Here is a 21,184-nt window from a genome sequence, read left to right on the forward strand (position 1 = left end):
GAAGTGTTTACAAGTCCCTTTTCTTCAAATACCAGAAAACTACTGAGTTGAATATCACCACCCATCCTCCAGAAATAAGGACATCTCTGATGTTAACAAAGGTTTGAAATTCGATTCCGAATAGCTTCATGAGTTGGCTATTAGGTAGCTGAATGATGTGACCTATTGCGGTGATAGGTAAGAAATCGCCCCAATCATTTGGGATTTTATAATCTAAAATAGGATCGATAATAAAAGCATAAAGCATTAAAATTCCTATGGCAAAACCAGAACGATGTACCAAGGTGGCTATCATAAAAGCAAAGCTCAAATAGGCAAATACTTCATAGAAGTAAGCAATGAGGAAGCTAAACTTACCAGTAAACATGGCCCATGTAATTTCTTCTGTATTTCTAAAACCTAATATCAGAATGATAATAGCAATCACAGCGGTTGCGAATAGTGATATGGTAAGATTGAGAATGACTTTTGACCAAAACAATTCATAACGACTGAGTCCATGAAGAACCTGTTGTTTGATGGTTTTATAGGAGAATTCATTGGTGATAAGGATAATACTAATGATGGCCATGAAAATTTTAAGGAAACTGGCCAAGTAAGTGAGGTTATGCCAAACTCCAGGGAAAGAATAGAGGGAAACGCCAGGAATGGAAATGGGTAGGTTTTTCCCAGCATCAGTCACTACTTCGTTAATAAAAGCCTCAACACCAAATAGCATGGTAGCGATTACAGCGAAATACAATAAGCCTAACCACCAAATGGCACGGAATCCCAATGCCTTTTTTATTTCAATTTGTAATAGTCTATACATGATTCTTATTTGTAATTTCTAGGAAAAACTTTTCTAATGACTTCTCTTTGGCGAGCAAATGAGAAAGGAAAACCCCTTTATGGGCAAGGATTTTATTTAATTCATCAGCATTGGACTCTGCTTTGATTTCTATAATGAGTTTGTCTCTATCTTCTTTAATAGCTTCTACCATGGAGACATCAGCTAAAGCTTGTATTAAGACTCCCATATCTTCAGCTTTTACTTCGAGAAGATGTTTGTCACTAAGGATTTCATCTACTCGTCCGGCTGCCAACTTGTTACCCTTTTGCATAATCATAACGTGGGTACAAACTTTCTGTACTTCATCTAATAAGTGACTGGCTAAAATAATAGTAACACCCTCCCCAGAAATTTTCTTGATTAGGTTTCTAATCTCAGCAATTCCTTGAGGATCCAGACCATTGGTTGGTTCATCCAAAATTAAGGCATCTGGATTTCCAACTAAAGCAGCAGCAATAGCTAATCGCTGTTTCATTCCGAGTGAAAAAGTTTTGAAAGCACTTTTTCTCCTGTCCCAAAGCTCTACTAATTTCAAAACCCTTTCGATATCAGAATAATCTTGTTTCTTGATTTTGGCCACTATTTTTAAGTTATCCAAGGCAGTCATATAAGGGTAGAAAATAGGAGATTCTATAATAGCTCCAACTTTTTTCCTGGTGTTTTTACCATGCTTTCCTTGAAACCATTCAAAACTTCCTGATTTTGGATGTGTGACCCCTAAGATCATACCTAAAGTAGTAGTTTTACCACTTCCATTAGGCCCTAAAACCCCAAATACTTCTCCTTTTCTGATGGTCACATTTAACTCGTTCACAGCAACCAGTTTGCCATAATGCTTTGTTAAATCTTTTGTTTCTAGTATAATGCTCACTTTATCTGTTTTTATATTTGACGCCTTCTTTTTAGCAAGTTACAAAATAATAGAATTTAATCCTTTTAATAGAATGTCTTAGCTGTTCTTTTTATTTTGATGATTTTTGTAAATGTTGATCATTATAAATATATTTTTAATTTTTCTAGAGTGGCAACCTGAAAATTAAAAATCACGATGTTTAATAGTCGCAATTATTGATAATAGTTCGAGACTAAAAAAGAAAATTTAATTTAAAATATTTCTAAATGCTGAAATTATTGATATTATCATTTCATGAACAAAGTCTTAAAGCGTTTATATATCAGTTAATTATGTGTTTATTACACATGGCTAGGGTGTTAAGCGTGATGAAACAGCATAGCTGTATTATATGTAAAATAATTATTGTTAAATAATTAACAATAGCTTTTTTCTATTGAAAATTATTATAATTTCGCCGCCAAGAACCAAAAAATGTAATAACACAGGAGTTTTAAAGATACCTTTTGAAATTCTATGATATTATACTTATGTGAACAAAATATGTATATGTATAAGTATATTGGATTGTTATTACGCTAAAAATTTAATACGAAGCATATGAAAGTTGCTGATAAGATTTCTTTGTTAAAAAAGAAAAGAGAACAAGTTGCTGAAATGGGTGGCAAAGCCCGTATAGAAAAGCAACATGCCAAAGGTAAACTATCCGCCAGAGAGCGTCTGGATTTATTATTCGATGAGGATAGTTTTCAAGAAATAGATTCTTTTGTCGGACATCGCTCCACCAATTTCGGAATGGAAAAAGTTGAAATTGAGTCAGATGGAGTTATTGTTGGTCATGGATTAGTCAATGGAAGAACCGTTTTTGCTTTTTCTCAGGATTTCACTTCACGTGGAGGTTCCCTCGGAGAAATGCATGCTGCTAAAATCTGTAAAGTAATGGATTTGGCCATGAAAGCTGGAGCTCCAATTGTTGGACTAAATGATTCAGGTGGAGCAAGAGTAGAAGAAGGAGTGGATGCGCTAAAGGGATATGGTGATATCTTTTTTAGAAACTCACGCGCTTCTGGTGTGATACCTCAGATTTCTGCCATCATGGGCCCTTGTGCCGGTGGGGCTGTTTATTCTCCTGCCATGACAGACTTTGTATTTATGGTGAAGAAAACAAGTCATATGTTTATCACTAGTCCTTATGTGATTAAAACTGTAACAGGCGAAGAAACTAGTTTTGAGGAATTAGGTGGAGCCATGGTTCATAATGCGAAAAGTGGAAACGCTCACTTTGCTTGCGAGAACGATGAGGATACTATCGAGCAAATTAGAGATTTGATAGATTACCTTCCCAATAATAATATGGAGAATACCCCAATTGTAGAAATGGGTGATGATCCAAAAAGAGAATGTGAACTTTTAGATACCATCATACCTGATGATCCTAAAACACCTTATAATATGAAGGAAGTGATAGAAGAGGTTCTTGATGATAATGATTTTTATGAAGTTCATGAGCACTTTGCCGAAAATGCCATTGTTGGTTTTGGTCGATTGAATAATCGTTCTATAGGAATCATTGCCAACCAACCCATGATTTCTGCAGGTTGTTTAGATATTGATGCTTCTGATAAAATCAGTCGTTTCATCAGAACTTGTGATGCTTTTAATATTCCATTGGTTACTTTTGTGGATGTACCAGGTTATTTACCCGGTGTTAACCAAGAGTGGAATGGAATTATTCGTCATGGTGCTAAATTATTATGGTCTTATTCTGAAGCTACAGTTCCAAAGTTCACTGTAGTTTGCCGTAAAGATTATGGTGGTTCTTATTTAGCCATGAGTTCTAAGCATTTAGGAGCTGATATGGTTTTTGCATGGCCAACTGCTGAAATTGCAGTAATGGGAGCTAAAGGAGCTGTTGAAGTGCTTTCTGGATATAGAAAAGAAATTTCTGAAGCTGATGATAAGGTGGCTAAAACCCAAGAGAAAATCAGCGAATATGAAGAGGCTTTTAATATTCCTTATTTAGCTGCTCAGCGTGGTTATATCGATGAAGTTATTCTTCCTAGCGAAACTCGTTCTCGTTTGATTGCTGGTCTTGATGCACTGGCTTCAAAAACAGAATTAGTTCCTGCTAAAAAACACGGTAATATTCCTCAATAATTCAGCACTATGACCTTATTAGAGAAAAAGAAAAAAGCCGCTGCCATTGCCGTAGCATGTTTCCTCCAACAGGAGAGTGATAAGTCTACTGACCCTCAGAATCAATGGGGACAAATGGGTAAAGCAAGAATAATGGATGGTAGAGATTTTATGCAAAGAAAAGGCAGAAATCCTGGCCCTCAGAAATAAATAAAAGAACTTTTTTTTAAAAAATACAATCATGAAATTTGATAAGCACGGGGTTTTAGAAATGACCCAAACAAAATATAATGCCGACAGGCCAAAAGCTAGTAATCCAATTAAAATTCAAGACCTTAGTTTCCGCGATGGTCACCAATCCTTATTTGCCACTAGAGGAAGAACAGAAGATATGCTTCCCATGGCAAAGGAGATGGATGAGGTAGGTTTTCATGCCATCGAAACATGGGGTGGAGCTACTTTTGATACCATGCACCGTTATTTGGGAGAAGACCCATGGGAGCGTTTAAGATCATTGAAAAAAGTGATGCCTAAAACTCCATTCTTTATGCTCCTTCGTGGACAGAATGTGGTAGGATATAGAAACTATGCCGATGATGTGGTGGATAGTTTTGTGCAAAGAGCTTGTGATAATGGTATGGATATTTTCCGTTGTTTCGATGCCCTTAACGATTATAGAAACTTTGAAACTGCGGCTAAAGTAGTGAAGAGAAACAACAGACATTTCCAAGGAACCATCTGTTATACTTTAACAGAACCTCGTTTAGGTGGTGATGTTTATAATATTGAGTATTATTTGAACAAAGCCAAAGAATTAATGGATTTTGGAGTAGATTCTATCTGCTTAAAAGATATGGCTGGTTTGGTTGCTCCTTATGATATTTATAATCTAGTAGTTGAATTGAAAAAGATGACTGATATTCCCATCAATCTTCATACACACTTTACATCTGGTATGGGTGATTTAGCCATCTTTAAAGCTATTGAAGCAGGAATTGATATTGTAGATACTTGTATGTCTCCATATGCCTACCGCACTTCACATGCTGCTCTTGAGCCATTGGTGATTTCTTTATTAGGAACCAACCGTGATACTGGTTTTGATATCAAGAAACTTTCTGCCATTAGTAATGAAATGGAAAAAGTAATTCCTAAATATAAGCACTTAGCAAATAATCCAAAGTATTCTATTATTGATACTGATGTGATTATGCACCAAACTCCTGGTGGAATGCTATCTAATTTGGTGAATCAATTGAAGCAAATGGATGCTTTAGATAAATTGGATGAGGTTTTCAGACAATTACCAAAAGTAAGAAAAGATTTAGGTATGATTCCTTTGGTAACGCCTACAAGTCAGATTGTTGGGGTTCAGACTGTAAATAATGTATTATTCGATACTTACGAAGGAGAATATTCTAGGATTACTGAACAGGTTAAAGATTTATGCTATGGTTTATACGGTAAAACCACTAAGCCTATCAACGAAGAATTGAGAAAAAAAGCATTAAAAGATTATCCTAGAGGAGAGCAACATATCGAGTGTCGTCCTGGTAGTGTTTTAGAAGATGAGATGCCAGCTGTACAAGAAGGCATTAAGGATTTAGCTAAAGATATAGATGACGAGTTGATTGTAGCCCTTTATCCTGTTACAGGTAAACGTTTCTTGAAATGGAAATATGGTAAGGAAGAGATTCCAGCCGACGTGAAGCCAAAAACCATGGAAGAAGTGAAACGTGAGGAAGACATCGTTGCAAAAGCACTTTCTGGTCAGTTGACTGATAAAAAGGTAGATTCTGATATGCAAGAAATGGAAGTATATGTGGATGGTGATAAATTCACAGTAGCTATTCCAACAGGTAAAGCACCAGTTCGTAGAAAGAAAAAAGAACGTAAAGCTGCTGTTGAAAATACACAATCTGAAGGTGCCATGAGAGCTCCAATTCCTGGAATGGTAGTAGAATATAGAAAGAAAAAAGGCGACGAAGTGAAAGCTGGAGAAGTTGTTGTTGTGGTGGAAGCCATGAAAATGATGAACAACTTTGAAGCTAAAATGGATGGAGTCATTACTGAAGCATGTTTTGAATCGGGTGATGCCGTTGCAAAGAATGATGTTTTGTTTATTGTAAGTCCTAAATAAAAGTAGACTGTATTGTTGTGTCTGCCGCACAACAGCCATTATATTTATATAGTTAAAGGCGAGGATTTTTCCTCGTCTTTTTTGTGTGTTTGAGGTTTTATTTTTAGGTTAAGTATAATAAATAAAAAATTGTTTCTTTATCCTTAATGAGGTATGGTATTTTTTATTAATTTTAGGGGTCTCAAAATTCAATGATTATGAAAACACATTTCTACTTTATTATTTTCTTATTTATTTTTAGCTTTTCAACAGTTTATGCTCAAAGAGCTGACGATCCAGTGGCTGTTGATGATTCAGTAATAATGATGCATTATGGAACCATACATATAAATGTATTGGCTAATGATTACGATCCCAATGGGGAAGCTATTCATATTGATGATTTGGACGAAGAGGAGGGTTTTGAAATCAGTTTTCAGGATAGTATTGTGACTATCAAAGCACTAATCTACTATGATTGGGAATATTTGAGTATAGATTATAGAATAAGAAATGAATCGGGAGAAACCGATAGAGCAGATATTGATATTTATTTTGAGGATAATCCTAGTGTGCCGGTTCCTGTACGAGATATTTTTGACTTAGAATGTCAAAAAAGCCAAATAATTAATTTAGTTGAGAATGATGAATATACAGGTTCAGAGAATCTTATTATTACGGATATCACATCATCTAATGTTGAAATATTAGCAGACTCACAAAGTGTTAAATATACAGCAGGTTTGAAAAGTGGAAAAACTGGATTCAGCTATCGTGTTAAAGAACAGGGTGGTAACGGATATGTTTCAAAAAAGATGAACAATTTTGCATATGTCAGAGGAAATCCTGAAGCTCCCTACGGCATAAAAGACACCTTTAATATAAGTATGGGTGAGACTAAGACTTTTGATGTGCTTGGCAATGATGAATCTCTAAATCCATTGGTATTGGATACTATTGGTTTGCCAGCCTATGCTCAGATTGAAAATAACAAATTGAAAATCACATGTCCTGATGCAGTTTCATATGATCTGAATTTTGATTACCAGGCTTATGATGGGCAGAATGGATATTACACCTGGCAGACTAGGGTTATGATTCAAGTAGTTGATAAGTATCGTCGACCATTGGCCATAGTAGATAGTTTGGAATATGATTTTGCTGATACCGTTTTTATTCGTCCCTTGGATAATGATTATAATTATGCCAATACTCCTTTGGTATTGAATGACAATAATGATACCATTTTTACATATTATTACACAGAACCATCTATGCAGCATTTTAATCGATGGACAAGCAGAGAATATAGATGTAAAAATGAGGGTTCTGATTTATTGAGTGAACAAGTTATTTGCAATTATAGAATTACACCACCCGATAGTATCCAAGTTGAAGAAGATATTTTTTATATACGATTAGGAGAATCTTTGGACTTCAATCCTCGATCATATACAAATTTACCTGATTCTTTAAGCCTATGGGCTGTGTCAATAGAGGAATTAGGTGAAGTAACTGCTAATGGAGATATTGTTTCATTTACTATTGATCCAGAGGTTTTACCATCTTACTATATATCTGATTTTATAGGTGAATTAGTCGAAACAATAAGATGCGATTATGGTTTTGAATTTAATGGGATACCACAATATATTAGTCAATATTTTACCATTAAAATCGATATTCATCAAAATGTTTCTTATTTGGATATCAATAATTTCTCCATTCCCGTAACACCATTTGGTTTGCATTTTAATAAAACATTTAAACCTACGCATAAGTATATTAAGGCTAATAATTTTTTAGAGCAAATAAGGCCATGGATTGCAAATGATCATAATGGAATAGGTGATGTGCAATTTTCTGGGGATATTTGGTGTTCAAATAATACTGACTTCATAAACGGTCCGATTAAGGATGCTTATCATGCAGAGTATGATTCTAAGTATTTTAGAACTTGGATGGTCACTAAGTCACAAATTGATTATCATATGGCCCATTTTAATGATGAAGATTATCAAATACCAGAGATCATTAGTAATTGGCCAGCAGATATCATTTCTTTTAATGGTTTGGATTATGAACAGGCTGACTATGTTGATTTTGATCAAAATGGAGTTTATAACCCAGAGAATGGAGATTTTCCGAAAATTTCAGGGGATAAAGCTATTTTATACTTAATTAATGATGGTAGGTTAGGAGATTATAGGGCCATCGATTCCTTAAATATTGATATTTATGCTTTAATTTATGCCTTTGATAGACCTGAATCTGATTTATTTCAGAATACCTTTTTTATGAAATACAAAATAATCAATAAATCAGATATTGATTATACAAATTTCAGATTGGCCCAATTGGTGCTTCACGATGATTATAATATGTATAATCATATGGGATGCGATACTATCTTAAATACATTTTATTCTTATCCTGTTGCTGGAAATGAAAACCAATATGTTGGAATGACTACATTTCTAAATCATGAAATGGGGAAATTTTTAACTTATGGAGATGTGGATAGTGATCCGAGATATAAATATGCAAACATGATGGGGATTTATAATAGTGAGTTTCCTATTCAGAATCCACCACTTTGGATGAATTGGTCCCCATTAAATTATGTGTTTCCATCTAAAATTGATGACCCCTATGGCTCAAATGCTTTTGCATTTGATGAAAGAAACTCATTTTATGGAACAGGAGATGGTTTAGGTAGTGCTGAGGCCTTAGAATTAAAAGCTGGAGGTACTCAATATTATGATATTGCTTATTCAGTTTATAATAACCAGCAAGATGGAGTATTTGAATTAGTGGATATTGGTTTGGATCGAGTTTCTCAACTTATTGAATGCTACCAAAATGATTCCATCCCAGGTGGAGGTAGCTTTACAGGTATTCATGAGCAAATGAACAATACTGTGGCAGATGTTTTAATTTATCCTAACCCCGCTCGTACAACTCTGTATATTCAAACAGAGAACAAGGATTTTGAAACTTATAGAATTTATAGCCTACATGGACAATTATTAGAGGAGTCTAAATTTGAAAGTGAAATCTCTATTCAGCACCTTCCTCCGGGATTTTATTTCCTTCAGTTGATGGGTAAGAATGGTAAAGTGGAGTTGACGAGGAAGTTTGTGAAGCAGTAAGCTATTAGTCTTTTGTGAAATAATATGGTTTCTTTGCATTAGATAAAATTTATATCTAGCTTTATAATAAATTGTTGCATTATCATTTGCTATGTATAATAAAAAATGATTAGTTTTGGTAGCATAAAAATATCGCATGATGAAAACACCATACTATTTCTTATTCCTGATAAGCTCTTTATTTTTTCAAATTAGTGTTTCTTTTGCCCAAAATGAGAACCCAGTGGCAGTTGATGATGATTTGATTGTTCACAGTTGGGGCACTTATACTGTAAATGTACTCGATAATGATTATGATCCTGATGGGGACTCTATTTATATTGATGAAGTGTATGATGAAGAAGGTTTTGAAATATCTTTTTCCAGCAGTCAGGTGTTTATTACGGTAACTAGTCATTATCTGTATGCTCAGAGAATAAAATATCGTATAAAAGATATCCATGGAAAAACTGATAAAGCCTATATAAGTGTGAGTTATGAAGAGCATGCAGATGCTGTACATCCCATAGCTGACACCATATTTGTTGAAAACCAAGTGCCAATTGAATTGAATCTGATTGAAAATGATATTTATTTAGGGAATGAGAATTTGAAACTAACTTCTGTATCCACTTTTTATGGTGGAAATATTGAAATTTTACCTGATTCCCAATCGGTAAGATATGTTTCTAATCCCTATAATGGACCAAGTTCATTTTCCTATGTTGTAGAAGAAGCGGGAGGGCATCATTATGTTTCTTTTGGTAGCGGTTTTATATTTGTAAGTAAGAATGAGGATGCTCCTATTGTTAGAGCAGATACTTTTGAAGTTCAAGCAGGACAGGTGAGTTTCCTTGACGTTCTTTCAAACGATACCCCACAAGAAAATATTGATATTCATTCCATAACAGGTAATGAGTTTCTGAGTATTGAAAACTCAAAAATTAAAATTGATCTTCCTGAGAATTATCCCAGCAGAATTTCTTTTAGATATGATATAGTAAACACAGAGAATGGACTTCAATCAATGCCTGGGAAAGTAATAGTTGATATTCAGCCCATGGTAGATATCCCTGTTGCTGTTATAGACACGGTGGAGTATGTTTATACTATTGATGATGTTGAAGTATTTCCTTTAGGAAATGATATTAATCCTTCAGGAAATGGTTTAGTCATACATGAAACTGGAACGGAAAGTTTATTCGTTAATTTTTCTAATAAAACAGGCTGGTTTGATAAATCTTATCAAGCTAAAGATACTGTATCAGGCCTAATAAGTAAGCTTAGCAAAATATATATTCATGTATTGCCTCCTGATAGTATTCAAGTGCAAGATGACTATATCGACTATACAATGGGTGATGTGATAGAAATAAACCCCTATGAAGGGACTAATCTTCCAGATTCTATACATTATACAATCGATACTGAAATTGGGAAATATGTTTGGTATTATAACACCTATTCATTTGATGTAAATAAATTTGATGGCTTAATAAATAAAGAGTGGAATCATAATTATGATTATGAATTATCTGATAGGATTGAAATCATTTTTAATGTTATTGATGGTAATCAATCTATTAAGGTAATGAAGTATATTTATGTAAACTATGTGTCTCCTTCTTTTTATTCAACACTTGGAATAAATAATGTTGACTTAACAATCAGCCCAAATGGATTCCATTATGGAAATATAAAGTATCCAAATCAATCCTATACGCAACCAATATATATTCTAGAACCATGGATGGCAGATTATACCAATCAAGAGATCAAAAGGGTGTCAGGAAATGCTTCAGTTTATGATGGTGCTGATTTTGTTTCTGGTCCTTTGGCTGATGACTATTCAGCTGAATATCAGGAGAAATATTATCGAACTTGGAAAGTGTCAAAAGAAGAAATTCAATATCATATGAGTAATTGGAGTAATTCTGTTTATCAAATCCCTGAAAGTATTTTAAGTTGGCCATCGCAACAAACGATTTATAATGGAGTTTCCTATGAAGGAGCTGAATATATTGATGTAAATGAAAATGGGTTTTATGATCCCGAAAATGGAGATTATCCAAAAATAAGAGGAGATGAGGCTGTTTTATATATTGTTAATGATGGAAGATATAGAAATGGTGAATATGGACCTCCTTTGGATTCATTATGTGTTGATATTTATACTTTAGTATATGCCTTTAATCGTCCAGATTCTGAATATTTTAATAATACATTTTTTATTAAGTACAAAGTAGTTAATAAATCAAGCATTAATTATGAGGATTTTAAACTAGGTCTATATGCAAAGAATAAGTATGGAAATATTGGCTCTAGTGAACGTAATAAACTATTTATTGCCTGTGATACACAGCTAAATACCTTTTACTCTTATCCTGGATTAAATATTGCTCCAAGTGAATCATACTGGCCAAATAAGCCCCCAATCACATTGTTTTCTATACTAAATCAAAATTTGGATAAGTTTACTGAGGTGGTCACAGGTCATTCGATGTGGCCTGATAACTATAGTGCTAATAAAAGATATCATTATTTAAATGGGACTTGGGATGAGAATTTAAATCATCCTTATCCATGTTGGTCGCTTAATGCGCCTATAGATTATGTATATCCAGATCATCCATTGGATTTTGGAGCTGATAATTCCTTAAGTAATCAGAATATTTGTTATTCAGATTCTGATGCGCAAATGCTTGGAGTTAGTGGTTCTCATATTTTATCTAGTGGAGAAAGTATGACATTTGAATATGCCATTCAGTTTTATTATCATCCAGAAAGTGGCTATGGAGAATCCATTGATGGGGCATTAAATAGTGTGGCAGATTTATTAGAATGCTACCAAAATGATTCTGTTCCAGGTGGAGGAAGTTTTACAGGAATTAATGAGCAAATGGAGAAAACTGCAGCAGAGGTTTCCATATATCCTAACCCTGCTCGTACAACGCTGTATATCCAAACAGAGAACAAGGATTTTGAAACCTATAGAATTTATAGCCTCCATGGGCAATTATTAGAGGAGTCCAATTATAATATTGAAATCTCTATTCAGCACCTTCCTCCGGGATTTTATTTCCTTCAGTTGATGGGTAAGAATGGTAAAATGGAGTTGACGAGGAAGTTTGTGAAGCAGTAAATTCTGCTTTCTCCTGAAATCCTATGGCCTAAGAAGTAGAGCTAAGAATAATCATAATTCTTAGTTCTACTTCTTTTATTAATCTATCATCCTTTCTATTGACCAATTTTCATTTTGTCTTGATACAAAACGAAACAAAAAATCAAGACTACACCTGCTTCTCTCAAAAAAGCTACACTAGATTTTCTAAAATACTTCAAACTCGCTTTTTATTTAGCAATAAAAACCTCAGACAGAAGCATTTTATAACGAAAATATAGCTTGTTTTTTGGTTCTCCAGCTGAGGTCGGTCCTTTCGGTATCGAGATTTTCCTAGATTGATGATTTGCAATTTGGGCCGGCCAGAGGATTGGTCTGAGAAATTACTTTTACTACTGGCCTATTGGAGTGATTTTGTTTGAGGTAATAATAAATGGTTACTCTTATTTGGTGAGCTTGCCGTGCTTTCCTATGTCAAGATCGCAATGACCTCTTTTCGGAGGGGATTTATTGTTCCTTGTTTGGGATTTCACTTTAATGGAGATTTCTCCATCGCTACACTCTGTCGAAATGACCCTACAAACCCGGGTGGAGAGAAAAGGCGCACAAACGTAAATATAGTATTTAATGGGTTTGTGCGCCTTTTTTGTATCACCGAAAATGAGGTCATTTCGAAGGAGAAGCATTGGCTGCGACTGAGAAATCTGTTGTAATTGATGATTTATACCAATGATGAAATGACCTTTTGTTTGAGGTAATAATAAATGGTTACTCTTATTTGGTGAGCTTGCCGTGCTTTCCTATGTCAAGATCGCAATGACCTCTTTTCGGAGGGGATTTATTGTTCCTTGTTTGGGATTTCACTTTAATGGAGATTTCTCCATCGCTACACTCTGTCGAAATGACCCTACAAACCCGGGTGGAGAGAAAAGGCGCACAAACGTAAATATAGTATTTAATGGGTTTGTGCGCCTTTTTTGTATCACCGAAAATGAGGTCATTTCGAAGGAGAAGCATTGGCTGCGACTGAGAAATCTGTTGTAATTGATGATTTATACCAATGATGAAATGACCTTTTGTTTGAGGTAATAATAAATTGTTACTCTTATTTGATGAGCTTGCCGTGCGTTTATGGTTTTTAATGTGTCCCAATCAAAGTTGAATAACAATTCCAGCTCCAATATTCAATTGGTTTATATTAATGACTCTTTCATCTTTTAGTACTGTAGTTTCAGTCTTATTTTTATTGGTCCAAGTAATTTTCTCTATTTCTCCAATAGAATAATTAGCATGTATCATCAAACCAAATCCTTTACTAATGATTCTTGTTAGGCTTGTTCCAAAACCATATCCAAAGGTATTTCCCTTTGTTAGGACTTCGTAATTGATTATAGTTATTTTCTCCTTATAAATCATCGGCCCTAGGTTTGCACTGATATTTAATTTTGTTTTCTTATTGCGAGTTCTAAGAAATAAAAGACCCTCTATGGCAAAGTAATTAATTGCGATATCTACATGAGAACGAAGTCCTATCATTCCAGGAATACTCTCTATATTATGATTAAAATAGATATTTCCACTGCCTTTGCTTCTAGAATAATTGTATAAAACACCTATTGAAAAGTTTGATTCTGTACAATAATGAGCAGATGTGGCTATAAAAAAACCATTTTTTACTTCTTTGATTAGTTGTTGTTGAGCAGGAGGTATATCGGTAGATTGATTCAATTTCCTCTGCATATATCCCGATCTCATATTGATTTCAAATCGACCGGGTTCTATATTTCTATGAAGCCTTTTGGTCTTTTTTACTTTGCTCCATCTAATATCTTTAACAATATCCTTATGATTTATTTTCTCTGAATAAACTAAGAATTCGCCTTCTCTTTTAAGAATGTTGCAATATATGGTATCATCTTTATGGTTTACGAAATAATGAGAGGTTTCTAAGTCTAATAGCTCTTTGTTTTTTAGATTTTGCACATAATAATCCTTTTGATAGGAGGATAGTTTTTGTTTGTTGGCGTATTCCTTAATAAACTTTGAATTTTCCCAGTACTTATAAAAAATGATGCTATCAGAAATAGTAATGATTTTACAATTAATGGTGTCATTGATTTTGTTTACAAGGATATCTTGAGCAATTGTAGAAAAATGAAATAAGAGGAAGCTGAGAATAATTAAGACATATGGTTTCATGATCATAAGGTTAAATGCTTTTGCTAAAATAAAAATAATCTTCTGTGATTTTACATTTGGGCAAAAAAAACGGATGTTTTTTGAATTTCCATATGCTCTGTCCTGCTTTATGCTAATGCATTTTTGAGCTTTTAATCGGAACAGACTGTTTTTATTCCTGAAAACTTATATCTTTACTTCATGGTATATTTGCTAATCATCATGGTACTGGGTTTATTGTTTTTTCTTCCCATAAAAGGAAAATTTAAACTAATAAAAGAGACTCCGAAAACTCGAATCAGCGAGCGGAATATTATGTTTTCAAGGAGTGAAATCACAAGAAGAACTGAGCTGCAAGAACAATATTACAAGGACTTTCCTGAACATAAAGACTTGGATGAGGTTTGGCAAAAGAAAGCAGGTTTGGGTGCTAAAGAATCACAATTTTACGCTCCCCTAAGTTTCAAAGCTTCCGAGGCTAGTTTTCATACCATAGAATTTCTAAGACCCATTGTTAACGGTGCAGTGAATCCTATTCCAGAGGAAATAAGCGCAGAAAAACTCACCGAGTTTGTTTTAAATTGGGGAAAGAAGTTAGGAGCCATTTCTGTTGGTATTTGTGATTTGAAAAAGGAGCATCTCTATACAGAAAGAGGAAGAGGGGAGGCCTACGGAAAAAAAGTGGAGAATAATCATCGTTTTGGCATCGCTTTTACAGTGGAGATGGACGAGGAGTATTTGTCTACAGGTCCTGCCGGTCCTACTCTTATGGAATCTGCCTATCAATATTTAAATAGTGGGGTCATTTCCATTCAAATAGCAGAGTTTTTAAGAAGAATGGGTTATGAGTCCAGAGCACATATCGATGGGGATTACGAGTTGATAGCACCTTTAGTAGCACGAGATGCAGGACTAGGAGAATTAGGTAGGATGGGGCTCTTAATGACTCCTGAATTGGGGCCAAGAGTAAGAATAGGTGTCATTACTACCAATGCCCCGCTCATCATTAGTGAAAGAAAGCCAGATTATAGTGTTCATCAATTTTGTAACTGGTGTATGAAATGCGCAGTGGTTTGCCCAAGTCAAGCCATCCCCAAAACTCCCATCGAAGAATTAGATGGAGCCCAAAGATGGAAAATCAATCATGAAAAATGTTTCGGTTATTGGTGTACTTCAGGAACCGATTGCGGACGTTGCATGAGCGTTTGTCCTTATGCTCATAAAAATAATGGACTGCATAATTTCGTACGTTGGGGAATTAGAAATAATGTATTCTTCCGTTATGTTGCGGTTCACCTTGATGATGTTTTCTATGGCAAGAAACCCAAGCCGAAAAAAGTTCCTGATTGGCTGGAAGGGTAGACATACAAATATTACTTCGAAATTAGCATTATAAATTCATTTGTTTCAGCATTATCAGTAAGGAATAGGGTGCTGGTTACTGGTTACTGGTTACTGGTTGCTGGTTGCTGGTTGCTGGTTGCTGGTTGCTGGTTACTGGTTACTGGGTTCTGGGTTCTGGGTTTTGGGTGCAGGGTTGTTTACTTTTTGTGAAATGGTGATTCTCGTTTATATCTTCTATTTGAATTTTATTTGGCTTGTGATACACATAGAATATTTTTTTACCTTTGAGTTATTCATCTCATAAAACATCCACTTATGACTTCTTATAGCGATAAAGATGACGATCAACGAATAGAAAATGGTTTAAAGAAGAAAGCCCTAGAGGAAAAATATGGTGCTCACTTTAGCCAGCATTCAGATCTACCTCCCGAAATGGAAAGTGATTGGTTAAAGCATATCGAATTATTTGAACAACAATATGCTCAGCAGAAAACCACCACTGTTTTTGATTATTTGGAACAGCCTTCTTACCTACAATTAAGCGAATTAAATGATGCTCAAATAAGTGAAGAATTACATCGTATTTTAACTTTGATGAACGAAGGAGGAATTTCTTTAAGTGCCTTATGTGAAGTAGATGATAAGGAATTATATCGTTTTATTATCGACGAATTATTTGTTTATGAAATGGACGATATGAAGATTCCTGGAATGATGAGCTGCTTTACTTATGAAGAATTTCATCCCAATGCCAAATGGGATATCAATCAGGCCATAGATTACTTCTTTAGCTTCACCATGGGAAAGCATGAAAATATAGGAGGTGATGGCTATGATCTTCTGTATATAGATTCTAAAAATTTTATCAGCCATAAAGGGGAGGCTATTCCAGAAGAAAGGCTTATAAAAACCATCAATAACTTCCTCAAATCTTTTGACTCCTTCGAAATTATCAAAAAGGAAATGGAGGCATTGGAGCTTAACGAGGAAATGACAGATGCTACTGCGTATCTGAATATGGAATTCAAAGCCATTTATAATAGCGGAAAAGAATGGATGGATTATAAAGGTGAAGCCATATTTAAATTGCATCCCGGTAATTATGGAGGTTGGGAAATATATGCTATGGATTTTCCGGGTTTAGAGCTTTAGTTTTTGCTCAATAGTGTCCTCATTATTATTGGAGATTTATTGCTACGCTTTGGAATTATGGATGTTTTAGCAAGGAAAAGGAAGAAGGTTTTTACTTTTGGTATCAATAGCGTCCTAATAATTATTAAAGATTCCTCGCTACGCATCGGAATGACAGCTATTTTGGTAACTCATAAGGAATAAGGGCTTTGCTTTTGGCATTGAAAAAAGCAAAGCCCTTATTCCTTACTATCAAACCCTTTTATTTCTCTTCTTCTGATTCAAAGAATTCTTTTACAGCTTCTTTAAAATCCTCACGCTCTTGTTCTAAATTGCTTTTGAATTCCTCCCAGTTTTCTTCTGAGATATTCTTAGCATTTTTGGTTTTTTCCTCAATTAATTCACCTTGTTTTTTAAGATTGTCAAGGACTTTTTGTCTGTTCTCATCTAGTTTTTCACCAGAGTCATCTAGTTTCTCCTCAAAATCATTTAGCTCATCCTTAAACTCGTTTAAAGTCTCGTTTAACTCAGCTTTCAGCTCTTTTTGTTCTGCTTTGAGTTTGTTTTTAAACTGATCTACTTTTTGTTCCAATTTACTTTTCTCGTCATTATTGTCTTGGTTGTCCATGTCACAAGCATTGAAGCTGAATAAGAAAAGTAAACTTGCTAAAATAAGTACTTGATTATTAATAGTTTTCATTGTCGTTTTGTTTAGTTTTTATCGGCAGCAAATATAAGTATTTCGTTGAATTAATCTTTATTGAAACTACGGTATTAGGTAAATTCATTCTTTCATTTTTAATGAATAATTCAATGATTTTTTTAAAGAAAAAGCGGTCCACTGATTACCTTGATTTTCACAGATTAATTAATCGCATGTATTTTTTCTGTATAATACTCGTTTTATTCCTTTTTAGTAGCGGATAATGAAGGGGTTATTAAGTGGTCGATTCATCCATTATTGATTTGGTTCTAGGAGTTTCCTATAGATTTATCTGTTCATAAGCGCCACATTCAAAGTCTTGGTCGTCTCTTTGGTCATTTCGGTTTAGACTGCACAAGAGGTCATCTTCCCAAAAGTCAGATTGGTATTTTTTACAAGATTTACAAAGCTCTGGAATAGGAAGATTGCTTAAGTCCATAGGGCTCCCATCATCATTAAAAATCCCACTTTTAAAGCTATAATCTTCATTTACTTGTGCTTGTTCAGAATCTGGATCAAGGATTGTAAAGTGACATATATCCTGAAACCCCTCGTATTTTACCCATTCTTCTATCAGTTTCATCTTTTCAAGATAAACCTCCTTTTTAATATGCCAATAAATAGAGAAGTCCTCATCTCCAAATTCCCAGTAGTCATAAATAAAATTTCCTTCACCCAATAACCACTCCATCTTCTTTACTAAACCTGGCATAAAGGATTCTTTATCGGTTCCCATATCTCTAGCTAATTGGAATGATTCAATAATAGAATCCTCAGCTTTATGATTTTCAAATTTAGAGCCAGCATAAAAATGTTTCTTAATTTCGTTTTTAAACCAAAAGGATTGGTATATATAGCCTTTCATGATGTTAATTTATAGGATTAGGCTTTCAAAGGTAGGGATTTTGTAGGAATGGGGCTTGTTTGTTTTTCCTTAGAATGAGAATGAAAATGTATAAGGTTTGATTTTTTATCTAATAATGAAGCTTATTAAACTAGAGAAATAACTACTAAAAAACATCAAAAGCTGTAGAGAAAGAAAAAGCCTTTATGGTTTTATTGCTTTATAGAAAAGATTAAAAGGAGTGTAATATCCATAAAGCATCTAATAATTTCATAAACAAGAAGTTTACCTTAACAGATACCAAATATCCTTAACAATCAATTCACGTTTAGATTTATTGTTTTTCTGTAAGGCGGTAATATGAGTGGCGCCAAGCTTCTTAGCTATAGTGGTATTTTTCATCTCCTCATCAAAATTGTGGGTATGTCCAATCTTCAATACTTTAAAATCACCTCCCTTTAGAGGGCGAAGGTAGATATATACTCCTCCAACGGTGGTCAGTTTTGCTGGTAATGAATAGGTGTGGAATAGGTATTTTTGACCAGATTTACCTTTTATGTTGATGGTTGATGGTTTCATGTTTGAGCTTTTTGTTTACTTTCTGATACTGCAATTTGTGGGAGAATGATAAATAGATTTACTGTGATTGATTCTGTGAATGGCTGTGATCAGGAATTAATAATTTGCTTGATTTTATCTAATATAATGGGATATCTTTCTTCAAGAATAATAGGGTGCAAGTGTGCAGATAAAATCTCTTCTTCATGGGGATGGACTATTATTTTTTGGAATTCAGTTTTGAGAAAATCTTTTAATAGTTTTGGAGCTTTTATTATTTCATCAACTATAGATATACGATTATCTATAACATAAATAATATCTTCAAAATCATGGCTGAGCCGGTAATCTGGGACTGCTTCTCTTTGATGATAGGCCTCAAATTTGGTGGCTAAAAAACATGGAGCTGTAAATAGTTGAATTTTTTCACCTTCTACATTAATGTATTGCAAATCTTCAAAACCTATTTTATACCAAGAGTTGGAAGGACCTAGTGGGCCGTCTTCTGAAGGCATGATGTCAAGGGGGATATCTTTATATAGATAGCTGCAAATGGCATGACCGTTTGGATCAGGGTAGATGTTTAATTCGGCCAATCGTTGGTTTAGTTTAACTAATTCACTGTAGTTTAATAATTTGATAGTCATGTCAATATCTGCAGTGGGTCGGATTTCATCTGCTGATGGATCGTCTGCATACAGGCTGATAACAGCACCTCCTACAAAAACCATTTGCTCTTTCAATTCAGCTAAAGCTTTGGCTACTTGAACCACATTGGATATATTGATGACTTTATTCTCCATGTAGAATTTTTATTTTGAGTTCCTGAATGGCCATTTCCTTTTCTCTAGTTCTTCCGACTCTTATGGCATCTACTAAAGCCAATAATTCGTAGAGTTTTTTATCTTTTATGGCAGCTAGTGGCACTGTAGGATAGAGGGGGATGATACTTTGTCCTTTTGTAGTTCCTTTTCCAGAAGGCCAAACATACATTTCTTGACTTTTTATTTTCTTATTTAGAGGAGGAGCAGAATGAGCAGTTGGAATTCCTCTTGTTATGGCACCTGCTCGTTGAGGAAAAACAAAGCTAATACCATATTGTAGGAACTCTACTAATGCCATTCGTCTCACCTTTTTTCCTGTAGGGTCTAATAAACCAGCATATTTGGAGCGAGCCAAAGATTTGCTAATCTCTGACTGACTAATATGTAAATCCTCTTCCATGGTTTTTTGAAACCAAGTTTGTTGTTCTAAACTCAGGATTTTTAATAATACCACGATATCCAAAGGACTCATGTTGACCTGTTGTGTCTTCATATTCTTTTTTATTCCATATTCGAATATGCAATAATAATGATTATGTGTTTGTTAAACAAGTATTTGTAAATATATATTCTTTATTGGAATATGGAATATGTGTATTAATTATTGCATGACTAATTCAAAAGTTCAAGAAAAGACTGGGTATAAAAAACGGATTACTTTCCGATACAAAGTAATCCTATGTTGTTTATCAGTTACTTACATAGACTGGGCAACAAATAGGAAACAAAAGTTGCTAAATCAAAGGAAAATGCAAGACAAAGATTAGAAAATCAAACCATATTAGGTATATTTTCAAGAAATATAGCAAGAACATTCATAGCGGCATTAAGGTTTGTTCTTTGGTGGTGTATTTCTCTTAATTCTTTATTTCCGTGAAATAGGTTATTCCTATATCTGTACGATATTAATATACAAACAATAATTATGTTTTCATTAGTTTGATCAATCCCATGCAAAACGTTTTGTACAAATGTTCTTTGTGCGGAATCCCGATGATTAAAAAGATGTGAAAAGTAGTTGTTTGCATTTTCGTGGTTTACATACCTACCTACAAAATAATTGAAGTATTCTGCAAATCTTACTGAATCTATATTACTTTCACGAATGTGTCTTCTGATTGATTGTTCATTAAATTGACGTTCACAGGCAATCTTTTCAAATAAGTTCCACATTAAGGTAAAGTCTCTTACATGAGCAATTTCTTCCTCATCAAAAGGAATATCTAAATGTTCATTAATCCACACTATTGGGTTAAAATTATTTATTGCCATTTTGTATTATTTGTTTTAGTCAACTAAGATAAATGATTTTATAATTGAAAATACTTTATAATTTATTATTGAGATGTTATGCTGGGCACTATTTTGAAAACTTCCCACTTGATAAAACGTCTTTGCAATTATAACCAA

General features: G+C 34.2%; 16 protein-coding genes. 7 read left to right on the plus strand and 9 right to left on the minus strand.

The features are described 5' to 3' along the window. Positions 1–7 precede the first annotated feature (7 nt). A complete protein-coding gene (locus HNS38_RS10175; protein WP_172282178.1) occupies positions 8–811 on the minus strand; it encodes an ABC transporter permease subunit in 804 nt (267 codons plus the stop codon). Further along, entirely contained in the window at positions 804–1,703 is a 900-nt protein-coding gene (locus HNS38_RS10180; protein WP_172282180.1) for an ATP-binding cassette domain-containing protein, read from the minus strand. The genes HNS38_RS10175 and HNS38_RS10180 overlap by 8 nt, the downstream gene beginning before the upstream one ends. Before the next feature lie 582 nt (positions 1,704–2,285). Here HNS38_RS10180 and HNS38_RS10185 point away from each other — a divergent pair. The 5 genes from HNS38_RS10185 (at position 2,286) to HNS38_RS10205 (ending at position 12,213) form a co-directional block, all read left to right on the plus strand. Next, positions 2,286–3,842 (plus strand): acyl-CoA carboxylase subunit beta, encoded by a 1,557-nt coding sequence (locus HNS38_RS10185; RefSeq protein ID WP_172282182.1) that lies wholly within the window; start codon positions 2,286–2,288, stop codon positions 3,840–3,842. Positions 3,843–3,851: 9 nt separating this feature from the next. Next, entirely contained in the window at positions 3,852–4,031 is a 180-nt protein-coding gene (locus tag HNS38_RS10190) for a hypothetical protein (RefSeq protein WP_172282184.1), read from the plus strand. A gap of 31 nt (positions 4,032–4,062) precedes the next feature. Then, positions 4,063–5,961 (plus strand): pyruvate carboxylase subunit B, encoded by a 1,899-nt coding sequence (locus tag HNS38_RS10195; RefSeq protein WP_172282186.1) that lies wholly within the window; start codon positions 4,063–4,065, stop codon positions 5,959–5,961. Between the two features lie 197 nt (positions 5,962–6,158). Continuing rightward, positions 6,159–9,092, plus strand: a complete 2,934-nt coding sequence (locus HNS38_RS10200; protein WP_172346392.1) for an Ig-like domain-containing protein — start codon at positions 6,159–6,161, stop codon at positions 9,090–9,092. Between the two features lie 136 nt (positions 9,093–9,228). Beyond that, entirely contained in the window at positions 9,229–12,213 is a 2,985-nt protein-coding gene (locus tag HNS38_RS10205) for an Ig-like domain-containing protein (protein WP_216663687.1), read from the plus strand. 1,131 nt (positions 12,214–13,344) lie between these two features. Here HNS38_RS10205 and HNS38_RS10210 read toward each other — a convergent pair. Further along, complete coding sequence (locus HNS38_RS10210; protein WP_172283677.1) at positions 13,345–14,391, minus strand: hypothetical protein; 1,047 nt, start codon at positions 14,389–14,391, stop codon at positions 13,345–13,347. A gap of 180 nt (positions 14,392–14,571) precedes the next feature. Here HNS38_RS10210 and HNS38_RS10215 point away from each other — a divergent pair, with 180 nt between their 5' ends. Together HNS38_RS10215 and HNS38_RS10220 are read left to right on the plus strand one after the other, a co-directional pair. Continuing rightward, positions 14,572–15,732, plus strand: a complete 1,161-nt coding sequence (locus HNS38_RS10215) for a 4Fe-4S dicluster domain-containing protein (RefSeq protein ID WP_172346394.1) — start codon at positions 14,572–14,574, stop codon at positions 15,730–15,732. A 297-nt stretch (positions 15,733–16,029) separates the two neighbouring features. After that, positions 16,030–16,866, plus strand: coding sequence for a hypothetical protein (locus HNS38_RS10220; protein WP_172346395.1), 837 nt, complete (start codon positions 16,030–16,032; stop codon positions 16,864–16,866). A 241-nt stretch (positions 16,867–17,107) separates the two neighbouring features. Here HNS38_RS10220 and HNS38_RS10225 read toward each other — a convergent pair whose 3' ends face one another. From HNS38_RS10225 to HNS38_RS10250, 6 genes are all read right to left on the minus strand, one after another. Further along, positions 17,108–17,545: a hypothetical protein gene (locus tag HNS38_RS10225; protein WP_172346396.1), complete on the minus strand. Its 438-nt coding sequence runs from the start codon at positions 17,543–17,545 to the stop codon at positions 17,108–17,110. A 283-nt stretch (positions 17,546–17,828) separates the two neighbouring features. Next, positions 17,829–18,413 (minus strand): hypothetical protein, encoded by a 585-nt coding sequence (locus HNS38_RS10230; RefSeq protein WP_172346397.1) that lies wholly within the window; start codon positions 18,411–18,413, stop codon positions 17,829–17,831. Positions 18,414–18,677: 264 nt separating this feature from the next. Then, positions 18,678–18,971 (minus strand): hypothetical protein, encoded by a 294-nt coding sequence (locus HNS38_RS10235; protein ID WP_172346398.1) that lies wholly within the window; start codon positions 18,969–18,971, stop codon positions 18,678–18,680. A gap of 89 nt (positions 18,972–19,060) precedes the next feature. Continuing rightward, positions 19,061–19,753: a hypothetical protein gene (locus HNS38_RS10240; protein ID WP_172346399.1), complete on the minus strand. Its 693-nt coding sequence runs from the start codon at positions 19,751–19,753 to the stop codon at positions 19,061–19,063. Then, positions 19,743–20,267, minus strand: a complete 525-nt coding sequence (locus HNS38_RS10245) for a hypothetical protein (RefSeq protein ID WP_172346400.1) — start codon at positions 20,265–20,267, stop codon at positions 19,743–19,745. The genes HNS38_RS10240 and HNS38_RS10245 overlap by 11 nt, the downstream gene beginning before the upstream one ends. 278 nt (positions 20,268–20,545) lie before the next feature. Beyond that, positions 20,546–21,046, minus strand: coding sequence for a hypothetical protein (locus HNS38_RS10250; protein ID WP_172346401.1), 501 nt, complete (start codon positions 21,044–21,046; stop codon positions 20,546–20,548). Positions 21,047–21,184 lie beyond the last annotated feature (138 nt).

It is taken from the genome of Lentimicrobium sp. L6 (genome assembly GCF_013166655.1).
Classification (GTDB): Bacteria; Bacteroidota; Bacteroidia; order Bacteroidales; family UBA12170; genus UBA12170.